The organism is Dokdonia sp. Asnod3-C12, assembly GCF_045063975.1.
Classification (GTDB): domain Bacteria; phylum Bacteroidota; class Bacteroidia; order Flavobacteriales; family Flavobacteriaceae; genus Dokdonia.
In genome coordinates, this window is sequence record NZ_JBEFNY010000003.1 from 2,343,160 (window position 1) to 2,361,395 (window position 18,236).

The 18,236-nt window shown below is 38.4% G+C and carries 17 protein-coding genes; 9 read left to right on the forward strand and 8 right to left on the reverse strand.

Annotation, left to right across the window (positions count from 1 at the left end; translation table 11 throughout):
* Nucleotides 1–120: 120 nt before the first annotated feature.
* Nucleotides 121–2,691 (reverse strand): BamA/TamA family outer membrane protein, encoded by a 2,571-nt coding sequence (locus tag ACJJVW_RS10595; protein ID WP_405251790.1) that lies wholly within the window; start codon nucleotides 2,689–2,691, stop codon nucleotides 121–123.
* A gap of 37 nt (nucleotides 2,692–2,728) precedes the next feature.
* On the opposite strand from ACJJVW_RS10595, the gene ACJJVW_RS10600 reads away from it, so the two are divergent.
* The gene (locus ACJJVW_RS10600) at nucleotides 2,729–3,469 is read left to right on the forward strand and encodes a TrmH family RNA methyltransferase (RefSeq protein WP_405251793.1); all 741 of its coding nucleotides are present in this window, start codon (nucleotides 2,729–2,731) and stop codon (nucleotides 3,467–3,469) included.
* Between the two features lie 3 nt (nucleotides 3,470–3,472).
* Here the strand turns inward: ACJJVW_RS10600 and ACJJVW_RS10605 are convergent, their stop codons facing one another.
* Nucleotides 3,473–4,177, reverse strand: a complete 705-nt coding sequence (locus ACJJVW_RS10605; protein WP_298326630.1) for a porin family protein — start codon at nucleotides 4,175–4,177, stop codon at nucleotides 3,473–3,475.
* A 4-nt stretch (nucleotides 4,178–4,181) separates the two neighbouring features.
* On the reverse strand, nucleotides 4,182–4,910 hold the full coding sequence (gene ubiE / locus ACJJVW_RS10610; protein ID WP_405251796.1) for a bifunctional demethylmenaquinone methyltransferase/2-methoxy-6-polyprenyl-1,4-benzoquinol methylase UbiE: 729 nt from the start codon (nucleotides 4,908–4,910) through the stop codon (nucleotides 4,182–4,184).
* 249 nt (nucleotides 4,911–5,159) lie between these two features.
* On the opposite strand from ubiE, the gene trkA reads away from it, so the two are divergent.
* The 4 genes from trkA to ctlX all read left to right on the forward strand — a co-directional run bounded on the left by trkA (nucleotide 5,160) and on the right by ctlX (nucleotide 10,081).
* Nucleotides 5,160–6,509, forward strand: coding sequence for a Trk system potassium transporter TrkA (trkA, locus tag ACJJVW_RS10615; RefSeq protein WP_298326623.1), 1,350 nt, complete (start codon nucleotides 5,160–5,162; stop codon nucleotides 6,507–6,509).
* 5 nt (nucleotides 6,510–6,514) lie between these two features.
* Nucleotides 6,515–8,011, forward strand: a complete 1,497-nt coding sequence (locus ACJJVW_RS10620) for a TrkH family potassium uptake protein (protein ID WP_298326621.1) — start codon at nucleotides 6,515–6,517, stop codon at nucleotides 8,009–8,011.
* Nucleotides 8,011–8,985: a YpdA family putative bacillithiol disulfide reductase gene (locus ACJJVW_RS10625; protein WP_405251798.1), complete on the forward strand. Its 975-nt coding sequence runs from the start codon at nucleotides 8,011–8,013 to the stop codon at nucleotides 8,983–8,985. The genes ACJJVW_RS10620 and ACJJVW_RS10625 overlap by 1 nt, the downstream gene beginning before the upstream one ends.
* Nucleotides 8,986–9,142: 157 nt before the next feature.
* The gene (gene ctlX, locus ACJJVW_RS10630) at nucleotides 9,143–10,081 is read left to right on the forward strand and encodes a citrulline utilization hydrolase CtlX (protein WP_405251800.1); all 939 of its coding nucleotides are present in this window, start codon (nucleotides 9,143–9,145) and stop codon (nucleotides 10,079–10,081) included.
* Nucleotides 10,082–10,390: 309 nt separating this feature from the next.
* Here ctlX and ACJJVW_RS10635 read toward each other — a convergent pair whose 3' ends face one another.
* Complete coding sequence (locus tag ACJJVW_RS10635; protein WP_405251802.1) at nucleotides 10,391–11,824, reverse strand: SDR family oxidoreductase; 1,434 nt, start codon at nucleotides 11,822–11,824, stop codon at nucleotides 10,391–10,393.
* A 5-nt stretch (nucleotides 11,825–11,829) separates the two neighbouring features.
* A complete protein-coding gene (locus ACJJVW_RS10640) occupies nucleotides 11,830–12,261 on the reverse strand; it encodes a hypothetical protein (RefSeq protein WP_405251804.1) in 432 nt (143 codons plus the stop codon).
* Between the two features lie 177 nt (nucleotides 12,262–12,438).
* On the opposite strand from ACJJVW_RS10640, the gene argS reads away from it, so the two are divergent.
* Entirely contained in the window at nucleotides 12,439–14,370 is a 1,932-nt protein-coding gene (gene argS, locus ACJJVW_RS10645) for an arginine--tRNA ligase (RefSeq protein WP_405251807.1), read from the forward strand.
* A gap of 70 nt (nucleotides 14,371–14,440) precedes the next feature.
* Here the strand turns inward: argS and ACJJVW_RS10650 are convergent, their stop codons facing one another.
* Genes ACJJVW_RS10650 through recF form a run of 3 tightly spaced genes read right to left on the reverse strand, consistent with a single transcriptional unit; the run spans nucleotide 14,441 to nucleotide 16,289 of the window.
* Complete coding sequence (locus ACJJVW_RS10650; RefSeq protein WP_013749967.1) at nucleotides 14,441–14,734, reverse strand: DUF721 domain-containing protein; 294 nt, start codon at nucleotides 14,732–14,734, stop codon at nucleotides 14,441–14,443.
* Complete coding sequence (locus tag ACJJVW_RS10655) at nucleotides 14,734–15,150, reverse strand: hypothetical protein (RefSeq protein WP_405251809.1); 417 nt, start codon at nucleotides 15,148–15,150, stop codon at nucleotides 14,734–14,736. The genes ACJJVW_RS10650 and ACJJVW_RS10655 overlap by 1 nt, the downstream gene beginning before the upstream one ends.
* 47 nt (nucleotides 15,151–15,197) lie before the next feature.
* A complete protein-coding gene (recF, locus tag ACJJVW_RS10660) occupies nucleotides 15,198–16,289 on the reverse strand; it encodes a DNA replication/repair protein RecF (protein ID WP_405251811.1) in 1,092 nt (363 codons plus the stop codon).
* Nucleotides 16,290–16,432: 143 nt separating this feature from the next.
* Here recF and ACJJVW_RS10665 point away from each other — a divergent pair, with 143 nt between their 5' ends.
* The 3 genes from ACJJVW_RS10665 (at nucleotide 16,433) to ACJJVW_RS10675 (ending at nucleotide 18,234) form a co-directional block, all read left to right on the forward strand.
* Entirely contained in the window at nucleotides 16,433–17,218 is a 786-nt protein-coding gene (locus tag ACJJVW_RS10665; protein ID WP_108878090.1) for a tetratricopeptide repeat protein, read from the forward strand.
* 50 nt (nucleotides 17,219–17,268) lie between these two features.
* On the forward strand, nucleotides 17,269–17,766 hold the full coding sequence (gene ribH, locus ACJJVW_RS10670; RefSeq protein ID WP_405251813.1) for a 6,7-dimethyl-8-ribityllumazine synthase: 498 nt from the start codon (nucleotides 17,269–17,271) through the stop codon (nucleotides 17,764–17,766).
* Nucleotides 17,767–17,946: 180 nt separating this feature from the next.
* Nucleotides 17,947–18,234: a hypothetical protein gene (locus ACJJVW_RS10675; protein WP_035334344.1), complete on the forward strand. Its 288-nt coding sequence runs from the start codon at nucleotides 17,947–17,949 to the stop codon at nucleotides 18,232–18,234.
* Nucleotides 18,235–18,236: the final 2 nt, after the last annotated feature.

The window sequence follows — 18,236 nt, forward strand, 5'->3', positions numbered from 1 at the left end:
TGTTGATTTCAATTATTAGTGCTAATTTTTTTTCATCACATTTTCGCGAAAGCGAAAAAAAATAAACAATAGAAACTCTCAATAAAATTCTAGAGTAAAGAATGGAAGATGGAGAGACTACTAGAAAGGATAGTTAATCCCCACGTTATAAACTGCATTTGAGAAGTTGTATTCCTTAAACCAGCGATCACCTTCTGGGAGTGCTGGGTTGTAAGATTTAAAGCCTACATCAAAGCGAAGGGCAAAAAAGTCAAAATCCCACCTTAATCCAAAACCAGAGCCTACCGCAAGATCTTTTAAACTAGCGATATTATTAAAACGCGATCTAGGGTCTTCTACATTATCAAACACATTCCAGATATTTCCGGCGTCTGTAAATAGCGCTCCTTCTATAGGACCTATTAAATCAAAACGGTACTCAAGGTTGAAGGCAAGTTTCATGTTGGCTTCATTAAACTCATTTGGACTACCGCTACTTCCTGGACCTAAATCATAAGCTCTCCAAGCTCTGTTATCATTAGAACCTCCACCAAAAAAACTACGTATAAAAGGGATGCTCGTAGAGTTTCCGTAAGGAATTGCAATACCGCCAAAGGCTCTTGCTGCGATGATGTTATTACCTCCTAAATCCCAGTGACGTGAGTATTCTATTTCTGTTTTTACGTACTGAGAATATACAACGCCAAAAAGGCTTTTGTTTCCATCCTCGTTTTTCTCTGTGTTTGCAATTCCTCCAGCAAGTGCTAGCGCATTACCAGCAAGTTCCACACGAGTTCTTAGTCGGCTAAAGGTTTCATCAAACAGATTTTCCCTATTGTCATAGGTATGAGAAATATTTAAGGATACAATAAGATTGTCTTCTGTAAGTCGCTCTTGGCGCTCTCCTATCGCTCGTATATCATCTATATCGTCTTGAACTAGATTGTCTACTTGGCTGCGGTTTACGTCATTTATAAACTGCTCTGCACCTGTGGGTATAGAAAGATTTCTATCGCCATTTTCATCGGTTATAAAATATTCAGGGTTGATATTTGCTTCATTGTTGCGTGCGATGGTATTGAGGTCTTCATAGCTATTTCTATAAATATTAAAATAGTTGTCTGGGTTAAGATTACGGACATATTGAGCATTGATGAGGTCTACACTAAAGCTGCGTTTCCACGATGGACTCCAGTTGTAGGTAAGTCCTGCGGTTACCGTTTGCTTATCAAGACCTATGTTTTGTTGTACGCCTATACCAAGATTAAAGCGAGTATTAGGCTGCCATTCGGCTGGAATGAGAGCGCTTGTGCTCACAGGGAAAAATATACGAGGGAATGTGAGTCTTACGTCTGCACCTATTTCTGAAATATTAAAAAAGCTATCGTCAGGATTTGCAGCATCATCAGAGGCACCTATACTACCACGAGCAGATATTTCTAAGGTTTCGGCACCTCGAAAAATGTTACGAATTAATAAAGATCCAAATCCAGCGATCCCAAAATCTTGAATGTTTGAGGTAGACACGTCAAAGTCTGCTCTCAATTTATATTTTTCAAGAGGGGAGAGTCTTATGCTCGCTATAAGATCAGACCTTGTGCTATCTGCAGGGTCTTCCATGTATTGAATACTTGGGTATTTAAAAGTACCAAGTCTACTTAGTCTGCTTAAACTCTGGATGCGATCTCTATCCTTGTAAATGTCGCCTGGTTTAAGAGGGATGATGTCTGTGAGGGCCTTAGGTCTATAATTGATTTTGTCATAAGCATAGATCTTAAATCCGTCCTTTACTAAGGAGTCATTAAAAGGCTTATCTCGATTAGCATAACTGTAATCTGTAATAATATTTACTTCAGAAACCTTGTGAACTTTGAACGGGACGTCATAAATCGAGTCGTTTATGTTTTCTGTAGGGTTGTCTATAATGTACTCTAAGTTGGCTTTGTGATTTGTGTTTACGGTATCCCCAACGAGGCGTATGTATTCTGACTCAAAATGGTACAAGCCATTGTTTCTAAAGAGTTCTGTAAGACGCTGTGTTTCGGCATTAATATTTCCAGTAGCATAGCGATCTCCAGCCTTAAGTAAGGAAGCGCTTTTGTGAACATTATAGATAGAGTCTGCAACTGGTGAAGCTATGATAGGTGTAATACTATCTAGAAAATAGGCTTTACGTTTATTAACCTTATAGTCTACGCTGGCGCGCTGGTTGCTGTCTTTTTTAATTTCATAATCTACAGTAGCATTAAAATAGCCATTGTTTACGTAGTAGGAATTGAGACGTTGTGCAGATTTTTGAGTGATTGCATCTGTAACAATAGCGGGAGCTTCACCAGTTTTTTTAATCCCTGTGTTGATGCTCTTTTTAAAGTTACGGGCAGCTTCTACTTGCTTGCGAGAAAGTACGCGTTCCCAGAAGGTGAATTTATTTTCGCTCGCCGCTCTTTGTGCATCGAGTATAGAATCTATGTTAGGTCTCGCAAGATTATAAATATAAAGTCGCAGCGGAATCCCTAAGCCAGGTAATGTGGTATTGGGTTTTTGGTAGAGAAAATTATAAAGCCGGCTCTCACTTACTTTCTTATCACCATCATAAATGGTGTTCTCTGTGAGCAAATGTCCATCGTCTGGTACGCGCTTTGTTGCGTCACAACCTAATAGAAACACCGCCACTAGCAGAATTAGTGATATTTTTGTAAAAGTCGTTTTCAAAAGGGCGTTTTCATCATCTCAAAAGTACATCTTAATCGTGGTAAGCAAAAATACAATCAAACGAATAACGAGTTTAGGTCAAAAAAAGTACAGACAGCGTGAGCGCGTCTTTGTGGCTGAGGGAATTAAGGTGGTACATGAGCTGCTCCATTCGGACTTAGAGCTTGTAGAATTGTATGCAGAAGATGTTTCTGCTTTCGCGAAAGCGTTACAAAACAAAAATCAAGCGATAGTAGAAGAAGTGAGCGCTGCAGATTTGAAGAAAATCACGTTCTTAAAAACTGCACAAAAAGCAGTGGCGACTTTTAGGATGCCAGAAGCTGCACAGCTAGATAGATCTGGACTTACATTACTGCTGGATGATGTGCGTGATCCTGGCAATCTAGGTACTATTATACGTTTGTGCGATTGGTTTGGAATAAAACAGCTAGTATGTTCTATTGGAACCGTAGATTGTTACAATCCTAAGGTGGTGCAAGCAACCATGGGCTCATTAACAAGAGTAGATGTTGTCTACACGAGCCTAGAGGAATACCTTGAAAATGACAGAAGGAAAGTCTTTGGTACTTTTATGGACGGCACAAATATCTATGCCGCAAGTTTGCCAGCAGAAGGGGTCATCATCATGGGGAATGAAGCAAACGGGATATCTCGAGAAATAGAATCTTTAGTGTCAGATCGTATTGCCATACCAAGATTTGGCGAAGTACAAGCGACCGAAAGTCTCAATGTAGCTACGGCAACAGCAATCTGCCTGAGCGAATTTAAACGAGGCTAAGTGCTACTGGAAAGTAAAGTTTAAAAATACTCCTCGTGTTTGCATTTTGTTGATATTACCTGTCCACGGGCTGTTAGGTCTGTTATCCCTCACAAGCTCGTCAGAGGTTGCGAAGACTCCTTTTATACTTGGAATAAACTTAAAGTAGTACAGGTAAAGTTCTACACCTATAGCCATCTCATAAAAGAAAGGACTTGAAGTAGTACGGAACTGTCCAGCAAAGTTATCATCTGGATTTTTCTCGTTACTAGATAAGTTAGTAACCGCAGCGACCCCAAACTGAACGTAAGGACGCACATTATTAAGTCTTCTAGTATTAAATTTAAGGGCAAGCGGGAGATAGATGTAAGTAGATGGTACTTCTCTTAGTAAGTCATTTTCGCTATCAAAACGAGGATCTGGTGCGTACAGTAAATTACGCTGTGTGTAAACGAGTCCAGGTTCTGTACGCAAACTTATAAACTCAGAAAGTCTAAGGTCACCTACGATACCTACATTGAATCCCACAGAACGTTCTACTTGAATATCTTCTTGATCTGTCTGGTAGTCAAAATTATAATCCATGGAGTTTACACCAAAGTAGTAACCCCAAGAGATTGGCTTTTTATCAAAATTTTGATCATTTTGTACTCGAGCTCTAGAGAGCCATTGACCATGAACCGTTGAGAAACTTAAAACAAGTGCTATTATAGCAATGTATGTACGCATAAAATTATTTTGTAGCAGTATAAATTGTTGCAACTCCAAAGGTTTGAGGTTTATGTTGCACGTCTTTAAACCCAGTTTTGCGCAAAATATTGTTTAGCTTCTCGCCAAAAGGAAATGCATTTGCGCTTTCACTTAGGTAGCCGTAAGCATTTTTATCTTTAGAAAAGAGTTTACCCACGGTAGGTAAGATTACTTTAGAGTGGAAATTATATCCTTGTTTAAATGGTGTTTTTGTAGGTACAGATGTTTCTAAAATCACAAAGATGCCACCTGGTTTAAGTACACGTAAAATTTCGGCAAGGCCTTTTTCTAGTGTTTCAAAATTGCGCACCCCAAAAGCGACTGTGATTGCGTCAAAGCTACCATCTTTAAAAGGCATATTCTCACTATCTGCCTGCATCATCTCGATACGGCTATCTAGTTTTTTTGCCGCTATTTTTTTTCTTCCTACAGAGAGCATTCCTTCAGAAATATCAAGACCTACTAGTCTGCTAGCATTTGTACTAGCCATATTAATGATGAGGTCTCCAGTTCCTGTTGCAATATCAAGAATGGACGTTGGGTTTGTATCTGCAACTAGTTGCACCACTTTTTTGCGCCACTTTACATCGATACCAAAAGAGATGACACGATTAAGTCCATCATATTCTCCAGAGATATTATCAAACATCTGCTCGACCTGATCTTTTTTTGATTGCTCAGAAGACTTATAGGGTGTTACTTTCTTAGACATTGCCTTTTTTTTACAAAGATAAGGCTTTCGCCAAAATGTGATTAACCTCACCTAAGGTCATTTTGATTGTGCACATTGAACTATAATTATGACCTTTTAAAGGGATAATGATTGGCTTCTTGGGAAATGCATTCAAATTTTCGCGAAAGCGAACCAATAAATAAAAGTCCATCAAAGGATTAACGGCTGCATTTTTTTAATCGGCTATCAAAGTATTATCTTTGTAGGCATTTTTGAGCACACCCATTTATGAAAATAATCATTGCAGGAGCAGGAGAAGTAGGCTTTCACTTAGCCAAATTACTTTCTTACGAATCTCAAGATATTACGTTAATTGATACCGATAAAGAAAGTCTTTCTTATGCAGATACACATCTGGATATTAGGACTATAAAAGGTGATGCTACCTCCATAGCGATATTGCAAGATTCACGTGTAGATGGTGTAGATCTTCTTATTGCCGTAACTGCGAGTGAAACGACTAATATCACTGTTTGTGTGCTTGCAAAGCAGCTAGGCGCAAAACGTACGATAGCGCGTATTTCTAATACCGAGTTTATAAAACATAAGGACTTAGCTGGATTTCAAAAATTTGGTATCGATGAGTTGATATCACCAGAAAGTCTTGCAGCTAGCGAGATTGAGTTATTACTCAATCAAAGTGGTTTTTCTGATAGTTTTGAGTTTGATAATGGAGCGCTTACTATGGTAGGTACTACCTTGTCCCGTACAGCATCTTTTGTAGGGAAGAGCGTAAAAGAAGCCGCAAAGATTTTTCCTAAACTACACTTTATGCCCATCGCTATACAACGCGTGGGAACCCAATATACACTCATACCTCGTGGAGATACCATCTTTAAGGAAGGTGATCATATTTATTTTGTAACTGTAAAAGGTGGTGTAGAAGAAATTTACAAGCTTACAGGTAAAGTGCGCCAGAATATAAAGAATGTGATGATATTGGGAGGTAGTCAAATAGGGTCTAAAACCGCCAAATATCTGTGTAGTGATAAGTTTAATGTAAAGCTTGTTGAGAAAAATAGAGACAAAGCTATAGATCTTGCAGATTTGCTTCCTAAAGCTCTTATTATAAATGGTGATGGTCGTAATGTAGAGTTGCTAGATGAGGAGAATATACATGATATGGATGCATTTATTTCTGTAACAGGAGATAGTGAGACTAATATTATGTCGTGTTTAGTTGCTAAGTCAAAAGGCGTGCAAAAAACTATCGCACTAGTAGAAAATATGGATTACTTCCAGCTCTCGCAGAGTATTGGGATTGATACCTTGATTAATAAAAAATTACTAGCTGCAAATAATATCTTTAGATACATCCGTAAAGGTGATGTAGTAGCTATGACTAAGCTCAACAATATGAATGCTGAGCTACTTGAGTTTATTGTGAAAAACTCATCTGAGGTGCAGGGCAAGCGTATAAAGGATATAGACTTTCCTCGATCTGCTACCATTGCAGGAGTCGTGCGTAATGATCAAGGTTTAATTGCTCTAGGAGATTTTAGAATTGAAGTAGGAGATCGAGTGGTGGTATGCTGTTTACCGCGCTCGATTAAGAAAGTAGAAGAAATGTTTATCTAGCCCCCATGCCTAAACTTAATTACAAGATTATATTTCATTTAATGGGTGTGCTGCTGTTATTTAACGGTGGCTTTATGCTTATAGCAGCGCTAGTGAGTTTTATCACAAAGGATGGTGTGATGCTAGAAGTATCTGCTGCTGCTTTGATTACAGCCCTTGTGGGAACTTTACTCATGTATATCACTAGAGGGCATGAAAAAGAATTAAAGAAGCGTGAGGGATATATCATTGTTACTTTTGGGTGGTTATTTATGTCACTCAGCGGTATGTTGCCCTACCTATTTTCTGGATCTATACCAGGCATTACAAATGCTTTTTTTGAAACGATAAGTGGTTATACGACTACTGGAGCCACAATTTTAAGTGAGATAGAAACGGTGCCTAAAGGTATCTTGTTCTGGCGTTCTATGACGCACTGGATAGGAGGAATGGGTATTATAGTACTTGCGATAGCAATACTACCGTTGCTGGGAATAGGAGGGATGCAGTTATTTGCTGCCGAAGCTCCAGGTCCTAGTGCAGATAAGCTTCACCCAAGAATTACAGATACTGCAAAGCGTCTCTGGCTTATTTATGTGAGTTTTACCGTAATAGAAACCATCTTGCTAAAGCTAGCGGGTATGTCATTTTTTGACGCAATTAATCATGCGTTGAGTACGCTGTCTACAGGTGGTTTTTCTACTAAAAATGCAAGTGTTGCATACTGGAATGATAAGCCGCTTATTCAGTATATCATAATCTTTTTTATGCTTCTTGCAGGTACCAACTTTGTACTTAGCTACTTTGCTTTCAAGGGTAGAATTCAGAAGATATTGAGGGATGAGGAGTTTCGTCTATATATGGCATTTGTATTTGGATTTGGGATTATCGCTTCGCTAGTGATTTACTTTAATGTAGATCTGGGAGTGTCAAGTATAGATCATCCTATGGTGTGGGGTAAAGCAGAAGCATCTGTGCGTCACGCTTTATTTCAAGTGCTAGCAGTAATTACAACTACAGGATTTATCACTGCAGATTATACGATGTGGACGCCATTTCTTACTGTAATCTTTTTTGGGTTAATGTTTCTGGGAGGTTCTGCAGGTTCTACTTCTGGAGGGATTAAGGTTGTAAGGCACTTACTTACCATACGTAATGCACTCGTAGAGTTTAAAAGAACGCTGCATCCTAACGCAATACTACCTGTACGTTACAATACAAAATCTGTAGATAGGTCTATTATTTTTAATATACTCGCCTTCTTCATACTCTATATGCTATCGTGGATCATAGGAGCTAGCGTGCTAGCGTCAATGGGACTAGATTTTAGAACCGCATTAGGAGGCGCAGCCTCTGCGCTAGGAAACGTAGGTCCTGCCTTTGGAGGTCTAGGTCCAGTAGATAATTATGGATGGCTACCATTAGCAGGGAAATGGTGGATGGCATTTTTAATGCTCATAGGGCGTTTAGAGTTATTTACAGTACTTATTTTATTAACCCCATTTTTCTGGAGAAATAGATAATGTTAGATAAATCATCATACGATCTCGTCATCATAGGAGCTGGTCCCATAGGTCTTGCTTGTGGAATCGCTGCGCAAAAAAAGGGACTCAATTATATCATAGTTGAAAAAGGAGTGCTGGTAAATTCTTTATATAATTTCCCTGAAAACATGACTTTTTTTAGCACCTCAGAACTTCTAGAAATAGGAGAGGTGCCTTTTGTGTCAGATCGTGATAAACCTACTCGCAAAGAATCACTAGAGTACTACCGTAGAGTCTTAGAAACGTATAAGCTCAATGTGAGCTTATATACTGCTGTAGAAAAAATGACTCCAAGAGACGACGGTTATGAAATCGTTACGGGCAAGGGCGATGTTTTTACAAAAGCAGTCATTGTTTCAACTGGTTTTTATGACATACCTAGAGAGCTCAATGTGCCAGGTGCAGAGCTGCCTAAAGTCAAGTATTTTTATGATAGTCCGCACCCATATGTAGATCAGCATGTTGTGGTGATAGGTGCTGCAAACTCCGCTTGCGATGTCGCACTAGAAACCTATTATAAAGGAGCCAAGGTGACTATGGTAGTACGTGGATCAGAAATAAATAGCCGAACAAAATATTGGATCAAACCTAATATTGAGAACCGAATTAAGGAAGGTTCCATAAACGCGCACTTTAACTCAGAGGTCGTTGATATCACAGAGAGAGAAGTAACGATTAAGACTCCAGAAGGCTTAGTAACTATAGAAAATGATTTTGTGCTTGCAATGATAGGTTATAAGCCTAACTACAAGCTTTTTGAGAATTTAAATCTACCAATAGGGAGTGATGATTTTAAAACTCCTATATATAACGAAGAAACCTTAGAGACTCCTCTTAAAAATGTCTTTATTGCTGGTGTAGCTGCTGGAGGCCTCAAGACCAGTAGGTTTTTTATAGAAAATACCCGAGTACACGCAGAGATGATTATGGATCATTTAGTGACTGAGCTTTAGAACTGCTTTTACTGTTATTTCTTTCTTAAGCTTTTCGAAAAAAAAGTAAGCCAAATCACGCTACTTCATCAAGTTTCAAATTAACTTCGCAATCGATATAGAATTTCCTATTTCTAAGCGACTCATGCGCTAGCTATAATTTAAAGAATATACACTCATGGCATTACGACAAATTACCAATACGATCTTGATGATACGCCCTATCCAGTTTAGAATGAACGAGGAAACGGCAGTAAATAATTATTTTCAGGAAGAGCTCAATCTCAAAAATGAAGAGATTAATAAAAAAGCGCAACAGGAGTTTGATGATTTTGTAGCGAAACTGAGATTTGTAGGAGTAAATGTTATTGTTGAAAATGATGACAAGGAGGGTAATACTCCAGATTCTGTATTCCCTAATAATTGGGTTTCTTTTCATGAAAACGGTGATGTTGCATTGTACCCAATGTTTGCCGAAAATAGAAGGAGGGAGCGCAGAGAAGAAGTGCTTGTGCGTCTTGAGAAGGAAGGTTTTGAGATTAATAATGTAATTGACTACTCTGAGGCAGAAGAGGAAGATTTTTTCTTAGAAGGTACAGGGAGCATCTTAATGGATCGCCAGAATGAGCGGGCATACTGCGCACTATCTGCAAGAGCAGATGAGCAGCTTTTTATAGAATTCTGTGAAGATTTTGAATATACGCCTATTGTTTTTACCGCAAATCAAACTGTAAACGGAGAACGTCTACCTATTTATCATACTAATGTGATGATGTGCCTTGCAGAAGAGTTTTGTGTGATCTGTCTTGATACTATTGATGATAAGAAGGAACGTAAAAATGTGCTGAAGCATTTAAAGGCAACTAACAAAGAGATTATAGCAATCACAGAAGATCAAATGCATCACTTTGCTGGGAACATGCTTCAAGTATTAGGGGCAGATGATAAGAAGTATCTTGTGATGAGTGCAGATGCACATCAAAGCCTTACTTCAGATCAGGTAAAGAAGATAGAAAGACACAGTAAAATATTAAGTAGTGACTTAGGTACTATTGAGACTTGTGGAGGTGGTAGTGCCCGTTGCATGATGGCAGAAGTTTTTCTACCTAAGAAATAGTAATATCTCATAGCTGCTTCATGAAGGCGGCTAGTTGTAAAATCTATGGTTTATCTTATTTTATGAATGAACATTGTGTCGTTCATCTAAAGCATTGATGAATCATTGGTTTTTAAAAAATAAGACGTTATATTTATCATATAGGCGTTCTGGATATAAGTTTTGAAAGTAGCAATTTTAAAAATGTTTGTAGTTTTCATTTTTATAATTTAACTGCGCAAGCAGTACAGGTAATTTTTTTTAGTAGGATTTAAAAAGGAACCATATAATCTTTCAATCATACTTTTTCTAGTGCGCCTTTTTTATATGCTACTTAAATCTTTTTGTAGCTATATTTCTAATCATACCTCCAAAAATAAAGTAGTGAAAAGGAAGCATACTGTACCAGTATAGTCTGCCAAATAATCCTTTAGGTCTAAAGGTTGCTGTTTGATGCAATACGTCGTTTTCATCTATAGTAAACTCTAGCCAGGCTTCGCCAGGCACTCTCATTTCGGCAAAGAGTAGTAGTCGTGGTTCTTCTTTACTTGCGAGTAGTACTCTCCAAAAGTCAAGTACGTCACCTGTGTAAATCTTATTGCTATGTGTTCTTCCGCGTCGCAAGCCTACTCCACCTGCAAGTTTGTCTATATACCCCCGTATTTTCCAGAGCCAGTCTGCATAATACCAGCCTCTGTCACCACCTATCGCCCAGATATTTTCTAGAGCAAGTTCCCTGTCTTTAAGCTGTACAGTTTGTCTGTCTTTGAGGCATCCATATGTGGGTACTTGTATATACTCTTCAAGATTCGTTTTGAGTCGGCCACTTACGAGGCTATCTTTCCACGAGCTGGCAACTTGGTTTTGTTCAATTTTGGCGAAAGCCAAATTAATAGCCTCCTCATAAGAAATAGGCGTTATTTGTAGTAAATCTTGCAGCCTAGTATCTTTTGAGACTACTTCTATTTTCATGCTATCTACAAGATTGAGCGCGAGTTTATAAGATGTAGAGGTTATAAAATACAACCAGTAAGAGGATATTTTTGGACTCATAACTGGTACGGTGAGTATGTATAATTTCAAGCCGCGCACTTTTGCATATCGTTGCATCATGTCGCGATACGTGAGTACATCTGGACCGCCTATGTCAAACTGGTCATTATACGTTTGCTCGTTACCTAGTACACCTGTGAGGTATTGCATCACATTACGTATGGCTATGGGTTGGCATTTGGTTTGCACCCATTTTGGGGTAATCATCACCGGTAACTTCTCACATAAGTCTCTTATAATTTCAAAAGAAGAGCTTCCAGAACCTACTATAATTCCTGCCCTCAATACGGTAAGCGCAGCTTTACCTTTGCGCAACGTGGTCTCTACATTTTGTCTCGATTTTAAGTGCTTACTGAGTGTTTTGTCATTTGCGATACCGCCTAGATAAATGACTTGCTTGCAATTTGTGGGAGCGATGTACTTATTAAAATTTATTGCCGAAAGTTCTTCTTTCTCGTCAAAATCTGACGTACTAGAACTCATAGAGTGTAGCAAGTAATAAGCCGCATCTATGTCTACAGGTATTTTTGAAATATCTGGTTCGTCTAGAAAGTCAATTTCTACAACGGTGATTTGCTCTCTTATTTTTTTTGATACAGAAAGTCTGGCTTCATTGCGCACCGCGCAAATAACCTCGTGTTTTGCTTCTAGTAACATGGAGAGTAGGCGCATCCCGATATAGCCATTTGCTCCTGTGAGTAAGATTTTCATAAGGTTTAAAGATCGTCTATGTTAGTAGGAGCTTGTGCAGCTTTTTCTTGAAGAATACGTTTGATAAAGTTGTGCACTTTTTTATCCTTTGCTTTTGCCTCTATCTTAATGAAATAACTGTCACGATAGATGCTATACTCCTCGGCGCGTCCTTTATATAAGTTTAATTTCCAGTACGGAATTATGAGCGCATAACTGTCTAGCAATGCTCTAAAGCCTACGATAATTCCTCGTGGTCGCAACTCTATGTTACACTTGTTGCGATATTTATCTAGCGCAAGAAAATTTTGAATCTGTATGCTTGATTCTGTGATCACTAGGTGGCCTATTCCTATGCCACCTTGTTTGATGCGCTCGCGTAGTCCAAAGGCTTCACCCACCTCGGCATCTATTTTGCGTTTTACATCTGGGTTGTTGTAAGATACATTTAATAGCATTTTTTCTTTTAAAGATACGAGTTTCGCTATGGATTCTGTGCGCTAACTTTCAATTTTCACATATCTTTGTGCTTCACGTAATACCCGTAAATAGGGGATTTTTACGTTTTATAAATGTTTCTATTACGCTTTCGCGAAAGCGCAACAAACCCAACCAGTACCAATCATTAAGAATCTATGTCTTTACAATCTACTATTGAAACTCACGTAAAAACGGCAGTAAGCCAACTATTCAACGCAACGCTTCCAGAAGTGGAATTTCAAGCAACGCGGAAAGAATTTGAAGGAGATATTACGGTGGTAGTCTTCCCGATGCTTAGAGTGGTAAAAGGGAACCCTGTGCAAATAGGCACACAAATAGGGGAGTACCTTGTGGAGAATGTGGCAGAGATCACCGCATTTAATGTGGTTAAAGGTTTCTTGAATCTTGTAATTGCAGATAGCTTTTATATGTCTTCATTTGCAGATATACAAGCAGCCGAAAATTTTGGAAGAACACCAGAGTCTGGAAAGGCAGTAATGGTGGAGTACTCATCACCTAACACAAATAAGCCACTTCACTTAGGCCACGTGCGTAATGTATTACTAGGATACTCTGTGTCTGAAATTATTAAAGCTGCAGGATCAAAAGTGTATAAAACACAGATCATTAATGATCGTGGGATTCACATTTGTAAATCCATGCTCGCTTGGGAGCGTTTTGGTAATGGCGAGACGCCAGAATCTACAGGTCTTAAAGGAGATAAGTTGGTCGGAAATTATTATGTGAAGTTTGAAAGTGTATTCCAAGAAGAGTATTCCAAATGGTTGACATCAGAAGAAGGCCTTTCTAAATATGAAGAGTTGAAGAAAACTCATCTTGATAAAATCCTTAAGGAAGCTATAAGTCTCGAATCTAAAGACGTCAAGTTAAATAAGAACTTGGCTATAGATGTTCAAGAGGAAGATTTAAAAAAAGGTTTTAAAAAGTTTTTTAAAAATCAGTATTTCGGGGACTATAGCGAGGTAGGTCAAGCGGCAAAAGAAATGCTACGCAAGTGGGAAGCAGGAGATGCTGAGGTTGTTGCCTTGTGGAAAAAGATGAACGAGTGGGTATATGCTGGTTTTGAGGTTACCTATAAAAATATAGGAGTAGATTTTGACAGCTATTATTATGAGAGTAACACATACCTACTAGGAAAAGATAATATAGAAGAAGGTCTTGCAAAAGGTGTTTTTGAGCAAGATCCAGATGGTTCTGTATGGTGTGACCTTACAGAAGATGGTCTAGATAGAAAGATTGTATTGCGTGCAGATGGTACTGCAGTATATATGACGCAAGATATAGGTACTGCAATACAGCGTGTAAAAGACCATCCAGATGTAGGTGGTATGATTTACACAGTAGGTAACGAGCAAGATTACCACTTCCAAGTATTGTTCTTGATTCTTAAAAAACTAGGATACGACTGGGCAGAGAACCTATTTCACCTAAGTTATGGAATGGTAGATCTTCCTTCTGGTAAAATGAAATCTCGTGAAGGAACTGTAGTAGATGCAGATGATCTAATTAACGAAGTTGCACAAACAGCAGGTGAAATCTCTGAAGAATTAGGGAAACTAGAAGGCTACTCTCAAGAAGAGAAGAAAGAACTTTATAAAACGATAGGTCTTGGAGCTCTCAAATATTATATACTAAAAGTAGATCCTAAGAAGCGTATTTTATTTGACCCTAAGGAGTCTGTAGACTTTCAAGGGAATACAGGTCCATTTATTCAATATACTTACGTACGTATCCAAGCAATCTTGCGTAAAGCAAAAGAGATGGGTGTCCCTGTGGAAGTTGCTCAGGAGAGAACATTGCATCCTAAGGAAAAAGAATTACTTAAGATCATTCAAGAATATCCAGCAACCATACAGCTTGCTGCAGCACAGAAGAGTCCTGCAATCATAGCCAACTATACCTATGATTTAGTGAAAGAATATAACTCATTCTTCCAGCAAGTACAGATTCTAGGTACAGATAATATAGAGGATCAAAGTTTCCGTGTAGCGCTAAGTAAAGAAGTAGGGCAGGTCATAGAAAGTGCCTTCAGCTTGCTTGGGATTGAGGTTCCAGAACGTATGTAGGAGGATAATGATATAAAAAAAAAGCGAGACTGAAAGTCTCGCTTTTTTTATGTCTATCTATTACGGATGATTACCGCAACACAATCTTTTTTACAACCTCTCTACCTAATTCTTCATTGATCATTTTGAGAATTTTTTCCTTTCCATAAGAGAGTTCTTCTCTAAAGACAGAAGAGCTTAGATTTACAAATAGTGTTTCTCTTTCAAAGCGAATTGAAGTGGTGTAGGTCTCAAAAGCTGGATTGAGTGCAAACCATGCGCCTGTAACATCTACTTTATCCATTCCTTTGTTGAGTTTATTCTTTTCAACAAATTCTCCCAAGGCTTGACTTATGGAAATAGGGTCTGTGTTTCTTTTTGCCATTAATCGAGTGCTAGGGGTGTGTATTTTCTGTAAGTATATATGAGTCCATCTTCATTGATTAAGACAAGCTCATCTGTAGTTGCTTTCTTTACTGTTTCTTGCCAGGTGTCCATCGGAGTAGCATATTCTAGTAGTAATAAATCATCCTTGTAAATTACATTGATGTTCTCGCTAGACTGAGACGTTATAAATTCTCCTACTACGTTAGGTTGTACTTTTTTACGAACACCCTTTCCGTCTGCATTTACTTCAAAGAAGTCAATATTCTGACTCATACTGAACTCTTTTACTTGTCCGCTGGGGTTTTCAATAGAAGCTATTTCCCAATAACCGCTTATGTGGCTTAGTTTTTCCTCATTAGACTGTGTGCAGCCTAGAGTGATGGCTAGAATGAGTAGTAGGTATAAATTTTTCACGAAAGTGTACTAAAAGTTGAAATGCAAAATACGATAAAAAGAATGTCTTATTGAGCGCGTTCCAGATGAAAAAGCTCATAACTCTGATGAATATTTTTCACCACGCTTTCCGTACGTTCGGGATGGGTGTCACTTATGAATAGTTGGCCAAAATCATTGGTGTTTACTAGCTCAATGATATGTTGCACTCGACTCTCATCTAGCTTGTCAAAAATATCATCAAGTAGCAGTAGTGGCGTGGTGCCACTTTCTTGTTTTATAAAATCAAACTGCGCTAGTTTTAAGGCAATGAGATATGATTTTTGCTGACCTTGACTTCCAAACTTTTTTACGGGATGTCCATTAATTTCAAATTGGAGATCATCTTTATGAATACCTACGCTTGTGTATTGTAAGGAGCGATCTTTTGCTAGCGCATTAGTAAGAGAGTGCTTGAGCGGCATGTCACTTAGTGTACTGCTGTAGGTAAGTGTCACATGCTCTGTGCCGCCACTTATCGCTTTGTAGCGCTCGTTAAATATAGGAGCAAAGCGTTCTAAAAACTGTTTGCGCTTTTCAAAAATAGGAGTTCCAAAACCTTCAAGTTGCTCATTGTAAACGGCGAGTGTATCTGCATTAAAGGTGCTGTTTGCTGCAAAATATTTGAGCAAGGCATTTCTTTGAGCAAGTATTTTAGTGTATCCTAGAAGGTTTGAGAGGTAGCTTTTGTCACTTTGTGAGATCACGCCATCTATAAATTTACGACGGGTGTCGCTTCCTTCGGTAATTAGATCTCTATCTGCAGGAGAAATAATGACAAGTGGTAAAAAGCCTATGTGATCTGCAAAACGCTCGTATATCTTAGCATTGCGTTTTATTACTTTCTTACTACCTTTTTTTGCGCTAACCACGACTTTCTCATCACGGCCGTCTTTTTCATAAACGCCGTTTACTACAAAGAAATCTGCATCGTGATTTATATTCTGGCTAGTAACCGGATTAAAGTAGCTTTTACCAAAGGATAAATGGTAAATAGCATCGAGTATATTAGTCTTCCCCACGCCGTTATTTCCGACGAAACAATTTATTTTTGCATCAAAGGTAAAGTCCTTGGACTCAAAATTCTTGTAGTTGATAAGGGAGAGAGATTTCAGAATCATAGGGTGGTGTAGGTGTGCAACGCTTTTGCAAAAGCTTAGTACATCTAGTAATAGTGCTTTATTAGTCTTCAAAATTAAGCATTAATTTCCCTTTCATAATTCAATAAATATTATATTTTTGCCCGACTAATAAACGACGAAATATGGCAACATATAATAAAAGAGGATATAAATCGAAAACGAAGCCTGAAAAGGAAGAAGTTGAAGAGTTTATAGATGATAGCGAAAGCACAACGGCAGAGGTCTTTGGATCACTAGATGAAGGAGCGAATAAAGCAGAGGAGTGGTTTGAAAAAAACCAAAAACCTGTGATAGGAGTTATCATAGCTATCCTTGTGATTGCTTTATTGTACCTAGCATACAGTAAATTTGTTGCAGAACCTGCAAGAGCAGAAGCAGCAAATGAGCTTGTAGTTGCTCAAGAAAGCTTTACAACAGCACTAGAAGCAACAAATACTTCTGTTAAAGATTCACTATATATGGTGGCACTTAATGGAAAGAACGGTAAGTACGGTCTTCTAGACGTAGCAGATAACTATGGAGGAACTCCTTCTGGTAACCTTGCTCACTATTATGCTGGAATGTCTTACCTTGAGATTAAAGATTATCAAAACGCAATTACTCACTTGCAAGATTTTTCTAGTGATGATAAAATGCTAGCACCACTTGCAAAAGGAGCAATAGGTGACGCATTCATGCAACTAGGTCAAGCAGATGAGGCTCTTGATTATTATGAGAAAGCAGCAGGGATGAACGCAAATGACTTTACAACACCGCGTTTCTTATTTAAAGCAGGTGTAGCAGCAATCGATCTAGGAAAGATGGATGCAGCAGTAAAGCATCTTACTCGTATTAAAGAAGAGTATGCAACATCTGAGTATGCAAGTCAAGTAGACTTATACTTAGGTCGCGCGCAAGCAGCAAAATAACATAGTCTAGCGCATTTATAACGCACTATACTATAACATAAATTACTATTATGGCAACAGTAGGTAACAACCTCTCGGCCTATGATAAAGCAACCATCCCAAACTCGAAAGACTTCAAGTTTGGGATTGTTGTTTCTGAGTGGAACGATGAGATCACAGAAGGACTCTTTAAAGGCGCATTTGATGCTTTAAAGGATTGTGGAGCGATTAACGACAACATTGTGCGCTGGAATGTTCCAGGAGCATTTGAGCTCATCTATGGAGCTAAAAAGATGACACAAGCATATGACATGCTAGATGCTGTCATCGTCATCGGTACCGTGATTCAAGGTGAGACTAAGCATTTTGATTTTGTATGTGAAGGAGTGACACAAGGAATTAAGGACCTGAACTTACAACAAGATATTCCTGTGATTTTCTGTGTACTTACAGATAATAATATAGAGCAGTCCAGAGCTCGTAGTGGCGGTATACATGGCAATAAAGGAACAGAAGCAGCGATTGCAGCTATAAAAATGGCGCAATTGAGAAAAGATGCAAAGTTCTAAATTTTGTAGGGTTACGCTTTCGCGAAAGCGTAATAAACAAACAACAATCTATTATATCTCATAGTAGTTGTCGTGCTTTTTGTGGTTCCTTTTGATATGATTGTTCTTAATTCTCTAGGGAGAATCAATGGAACGGTACGCTTTTTGGATACGAAATTGTATCTTTGAAACAATAGTATTATGGGAATTATAAAACGCACAAATAAGAAGTATAGTTACGAGCCGCGCTATTATAATAGCGATAAGGAAGGGAGCCCTTTTAAGATAGAAGGACGCTTTGATGAGCACCGTAAAACGCTCGACTACAACGGTGGGCTTAAGAAAAAAATTACTACTGCGTGGGACGAGCTCCAAGAAAGTCGTAAAGGTGGATATAACCGTACAATCGCCATTATATTCATTCTCATGGTATTATTATTTCTTTGGATTATAGACTTCGACTTATCCATATTTACAAATCCGCTATAACC